This window comes from Ilumatobacter sp. (genome assembly GCF_041688325.1).
Taxonomy (GTDB): domain Bacteria; phylum Actinomycetota; class Acidimicrobiia; order Acidimicrobiales; family Ilumatobacteraceae; genus Ilumatobacter_A.
In genome coordinates this window covers 1-4,885 of record NZ_JBDNIJ010000231.1, presented here as the reverse complement: position 1 = coordinate 4,885, position 4,885 = coordinate 1, and the positions used below count along the sequence as shown (strand labels likewise).

At 63.7% G+C, this 4,885-nt stretch carries 4 protein-coding genes; 2 read left to right on the top strand and 2 right to left on the bottom strand.

Annotated elements, in window-relative coordinates; all coding sequences use genetic code 11:
- The first annotated feature begins 268 nt into the window (after positions 1–268).
- Positions 269–2,860, top strand: a complete 2,592-nt coding sequence (locus ACH2EI_RS13225) for a UPF0182 family protein (protein WP_395160346.1) — start codon at positions 269–271, stop codon at positions 2,858–2,860.
- 41 nt (positions 2,861–2,901) lie between these two features.
- Here the strand turns inward: ACH2EI_RS13225 and ACH2EI_RS13220 are convergent, their stop codons facing one another.
- Both ACH2EI_RS13220 and ACH2EI_RS13215 read right to left on the bottom strand, forming a co-directional pair.
- Positions 2,902–3,636 carry an ABC transporter ATP-binding protein gene (locus tag ACH2EI_RS13220; protein WP_395153184.1) on the bottom strand — a complete coding sequence of 245 codons (735 nt, stop codon included), beginning with the start codon at positions 3,634–3,636 and terminating at the stop codon, positions 2,902–2,904.
- Between the two features lie 24 nt (positions 3,637–3,660).
- The gene (locus ACH2EI_RS13215; RefSeq protein WP_395160344.1) at positions 3,661–4,434 is read right to left on the bottom strand and encodes an ABC transporter permease; all 774 of its coding nucleotides are present in this window, start codon (positions 4,432–4,434) and stop codon (positions 3,661–3,663) included.
- Between the two features lie 160 nt (positions 4,435–4,594).
- Here ACH2EI_RS13215 and ACH2EI_RS13210 point away from each other — a divergent pair, with 160 nt between their 5' ends.
- The gene (locus ACH2EI_RS13210) at positions 4,595–4,819 is read left to right on the top strand and encodes a hypothetical protein (RefSeq protein WP_395160342.1); all 225 of its coding nucleotides are present in this window, start codon (positions 4,595–4,597) and stop codon (positions 4,817–4,819) included.
- Positions 4,820–4,885: the final 66 nt, after the last annotated feature.

Sequence of the window (4,885 nt, the reverse complement as noted above, 5' to 3'; positions counted from 1 at the left end):
ACCAGAGAGAGGAGGTGGTCCATATAATGCCAGACAGTTATTACGGGATCCTGGAGGTGGTTGGCCGCTAGGTCAACAGGCTGGATCGCCTGGCGAATACTCGCCAACCCCGCTGTACGTCATTGCCGCAGTTGATCCCGGCGGTGTGTTGAACTCTTGAGTTCGGCTCGTGATGTCGTGCAGTCCCAAACAGTTGTGTGCAACGCCCGAGTGCCACCCGGTACTCGGGCGTTGCCGCGTCAGCCGTTCGGCGCCGTAGATTCGGAGCGTGCAGAGTCGAGTGACTGCGACGCGATTTTTGTTCGTGTCGATTATCGAGAACAGCCGCCCATGGCAGCGGCGATTGGTTGGCGGTCTCGTTGCCATCGTCGTGTTCTTCGTTCTGGTCCGCCAAGCAGCCGGCGTGGTGCTGGACCGCTGGTGGTTCGACTCGGTCACGACCGCGCCCGTTTGGCGGATCCGGTTCGTCGCCCAGACCGAACTCGCCGTCGGCACCGGGCTACTGACCGCGGCGATCCTGGGGACGAGCGTCTGGTTCGTGCTGCGCGTCGGGCGATACGGGGTGGCGCCGCAACCACGCTTCATCGAGCGCTATCACGAACGGATGGGTCCGGGCCACCGATGGCTGCTGGTCGGGGGCACCACGTACTTTGCGTATCACATTGGTCTCGCGGCGAGCCAGCAGTGGCAACTGTGGTTGCTCTTCCAACATGGAAGCGACATTGGACAGTCGGCTCCGGTCGCCGGCGGTGACATCGGGTTCCACCTGTTCCGACTCCCATTTCTGGCCGCTGCGAGTTCGTATCTTCGCCAACTGTTCCTCTTTACCATCGTGGTGTCGGCCTGTGCCCATCTCGCATCTGGCGCGCTGCAGTTCGGGCGTCGGGGTCAGCGCTCGTCGCCGTATGCAATCGCGCATCTGGCGACGTTGTCTGCAGCGTTTGCTGCGTTGCAGGCCGTCCACTACGTGGCCGTGGCGCGACCCTCGATCGCGACGAATCGGGTTGGCACATTCGATGGGCCGGGGTTCACCGAGCGGTCTCTGACCAAGCCGGGATTGTTACTGGTTGCGCTGTTCGCGGTCGCGGTGGGCTTCGCTGCGGTGTGGCTTGCCCGGACGTTGCAGTGGCGTCCGTTCCTGATCACACTCGGGGCTGCAACGTTCGTCCACCTCGCCGTGCTCGTCGTGTTGCCGTCGGCGACCGAACGTTTCGTTGTCGCACCGGCTGAGGCCGAACGTCAACTCTGGTCGATCGAAGACAATCTCGATGCCACGCGCGCTGCGTTCGGCCTCGACGAAGTCGACATCGAGCCGCTTGTGTTGGCGTCACCCGACGATGTACATGGCGACGTGAACGGCGACGGCGCCGTTGATGCACTGCGCGTCCCGCTCTTCGATCTTGCGATGATGGCTCCGGCACTCCAGGTGTTGTCGGGGACGACCGCAACACGCATCGTCGACGTCGACATCGACCGGTACGACATCGATGGCATCGAACGTCCGGTGTTCCTCGCGGCCCGTTCGGCAAGTCGGACCGATCTGCCCGAGTCGGGTTGGGTGCAGGAACACCTGGTGTACACCCACGGCGACGGAGTGGTTGCCGTTCCGGCCGACGTCACCGACGACGACGGCCGGCCTGATGTCGGCGCGTTGGCGGGCACGTTCGACGTCGATCACGATCCGATCTACTTCGGTGCAGACCTCGACGGCTGGTACGCCATCGTCGGAACACAACGCACGCAGTTGGGTGGCGCCGAGTTCAACGGCAATGGCATCGACCTCGGCGGCTTCGGGAGCCGGTTGGTGTTGAGTCTCGCCGTCGGCGAGTCGCAGCCGGTACTGAGTAGTGAGCTCACTGCAGATTCCGAGCTCCTGTATCGCCGTTCGATCAGCGAGCGTGTTGGTGCGCTTGCGCCGTTCCTGTCGCTCGACGGCGACCCGTATCCAATCATCACCGACGGCCGCATTACCTGGGTACTTGACGGCTACACCACGGCAACGACCTACCCATCGGCACAGTTCGTGACCATTGCCGGTGTGCCGGCCACGAGCGGTCTCGCCGGCCGTGAGGTCAACTATCTCCATGCTGCGGTCAAGGCAACCGTCGACGCCGAGACCGGCGAAACTCACCTGTATCGGATGGACGACGGCGACGACCCGGTGCTCGACGTATGGGCCAGGATCTATCCCGAGCTGCTCGAACCGCTCGACCAGTTCCCCGACGCACTCCGCTCACTCGTGCGCTATCCCGACGACCTCTGGGCGGTGCAGTCGACCCTGCTCGGCCGGTATCACGTTGATTCTGCCGAGCAGTTGTTCAACGGCACCGGCCGTTGGGCAGTCAGTGCTGCGGCCGCGACGACCGTCGGCGAACCGACCACGTCGCCGGCGCCGCCTGTCGATCAATTCACCGTTCTTGCAGGAAACTCGGACGGCTTCGCGTCGGTCCGGCCGCTCGGCCCCGGTTCGGCGTCAAATCCGACCTCGACGCGCGACGAACTTGCTGCGCTCGCCGTTGCGGACCACGACCTTGCGGGTGGTATCCACCTCCGTGTTGCTGCGGTCGGCCCAGATGCGGTGCCGTTGCTGAGTCCGCAGGTTGCCCAGAGTGCAATCGATGCCGACCCCGAGATCGCTCGGGCGATCACGTTGCTGAATGCGAATGGTTCCAAGGTGCAATTCGGTCCGATGACGCCGGTGTTCGCCGGTGATCGCCTCGTCTGGGTGCGGGCAATCATCGTGACCGGCACTGGCTCGTCGCCGGCTCCGCGTCTGTTCGGTGTCGCTGCGGTGTCCAACGGGGCCGTGGCTGTGGAGGGCACGGCCGGCGAAGCCATCGCGGCGCTGACCGGTTCCTGATCACGCAAGATCTGCGTCCGCCCCATCTGTGCCGGTCGCGGTTAGCGCTCGCTCTCGTACTGCTCGATCACGTCGTCGATTGGGCCATCGGCGAGTAGTACGCCCTGCTCTAACCAGATGCCGCGTGAGCAGTGCTTACGCAATTCGGCCATCGAATGGCTGACGAGCAGGAGGGTGCCGGCAGATGCGAGGATCGACTCGATCCGTTCGGTCGACTTCTCTTTGAATTTCTTGTCGCCGACCGACAGCGCCTCGTCGATGAGCAGGATTCTCGGTGCGATGGCGGTGGCGATCGCAAAGTGCAGCCGCGCCCGCATGCCCGACGAGTACGTGCGCAGCGGACGCTCAATTGCTTCGCCGAGTTCGGTGAAGTCGGCGATTTCGTCGAACCGTGCTTCGACCTCGGCGGGTGCCATTCCGAGTGCGAGGCAACCGAGCCGGATGTTGCGTGCTCCGGTTGCCAGCGGCATCAGTGTTGCCCCGACGCCCATCAACCTGGGTTCGTCGCTCACCAGGATTTCGCCGCGTGATGGAGCGAGCATCCCGGCGATCGCTGCGAGGATCGTCGATTTTCCTGATCCGTTCGAACCGATCATCCCAACTGATTCGCCTTCGCTCACGTCGAAGGACACACCCTTGACGGCATGCACCACCCGTCGACCTTCTCCGGTCCGCGTTGCGAATCGTTGCCGCAGGGCCGCGCGCCGAGCTTCGAACAACTCGTATTCGACGTGCACGTCCGACACGCGCAGCGAGAGTGCCGGGACCGATGACATCACAACGTCAGGCCCATCACGACGTCAGGCCCGCCCGTACATGAGTTCGCGGACGCGGAAGAACCGGAAACCGAAGATGAGTGTGACGGCGATGATGCCAAGCAACTCAGCGGTCCGCAGGAGGTCGACCGGGGTCCCGAGAAATACCCACCGGTAGAGGTCGAGAAGTTGCACCATTGGGTTGAGCGAGATGGCACGGCGGATGAAGCCGGGCGTGTTGGCGCTGTCGACGTACTGGCGAACGGGGAACATCACGCCAGACACGTACATCAGCAGGCGGAAGACGAACGGGATGAGTTGCTGCACGTCGCGGTAGCTGTCGTTGAGCCGTGCCGCCACGAACGCCACACCCAGGTTGAAGCCGGTGTGGACGACGAGGATGAGCGGCAGGACAAGCGCCCGACGGCTCAACCCCTGTCCGGTGATCACGGCGACCAAACCGATTGCGAGAAGTTCGAAGCCGAACGTGAGGAGGCGGCCGAGCACGGTGGAGACCGGCAGCAGCGCACGGGGGAATCGCATCGCGCGCATCAGGCCGACGTTGGCGGTGATCGATGTGGCGCCGGCGAGGACCGAACGAGTGGTCAACCCGAAGACGAACACGCCGACGGTGAGCCACAGTAGGTAGTTGTCGATGCCTCGGTTGGCCGTCAAAAATACGGCGAACACCAGGTAGTACACGGCCACGGTCAGCAGCGGGTTGACGAGGTGCCACACGTTGCCGAGCAGGGTGTCCTGGTGCGTCGAGCGGACCTCCTCGGCGGGCATCGCGATGGCGAATGACCGGCGACCCCACATTTGATCGAGATAGTCACGGGTCGAGACGTGCGCGTGTAGTGGAAAGAGCGCAGCGGCTGGGTCCGGGCTGTGGCCCGGATCGGCGTCATCGAAACTCAGTGGCTTGTCGACGATGCAAAGCTATCGCTGGCGTCTGTAGTTCCAGATAGCTTCGACAGTGATGGATCATCACCCGAAGTTCGAAGCGAGCCGATTCCTGGGCGACAAGCGCACCCAGCTCGTCTATGACCTCCAATCGTGGAACGACGACGATGTCATCAACGAATTCGTCGGTCTCGGCGTGGCGCTGTGTTTCAGCCCCGACGAGCTACCCGAAGCCCGCAACCGCGGCTACACGCTGGCCACGCCGGGCAAGAAGCGCATGCACCGCGCTCCCCGAGCCTGAAGCCGTTGGCCGACGATGCCCGGGATGAACGATCGGTTCGAATCGAACGGGCTCTCGCTCGCATGT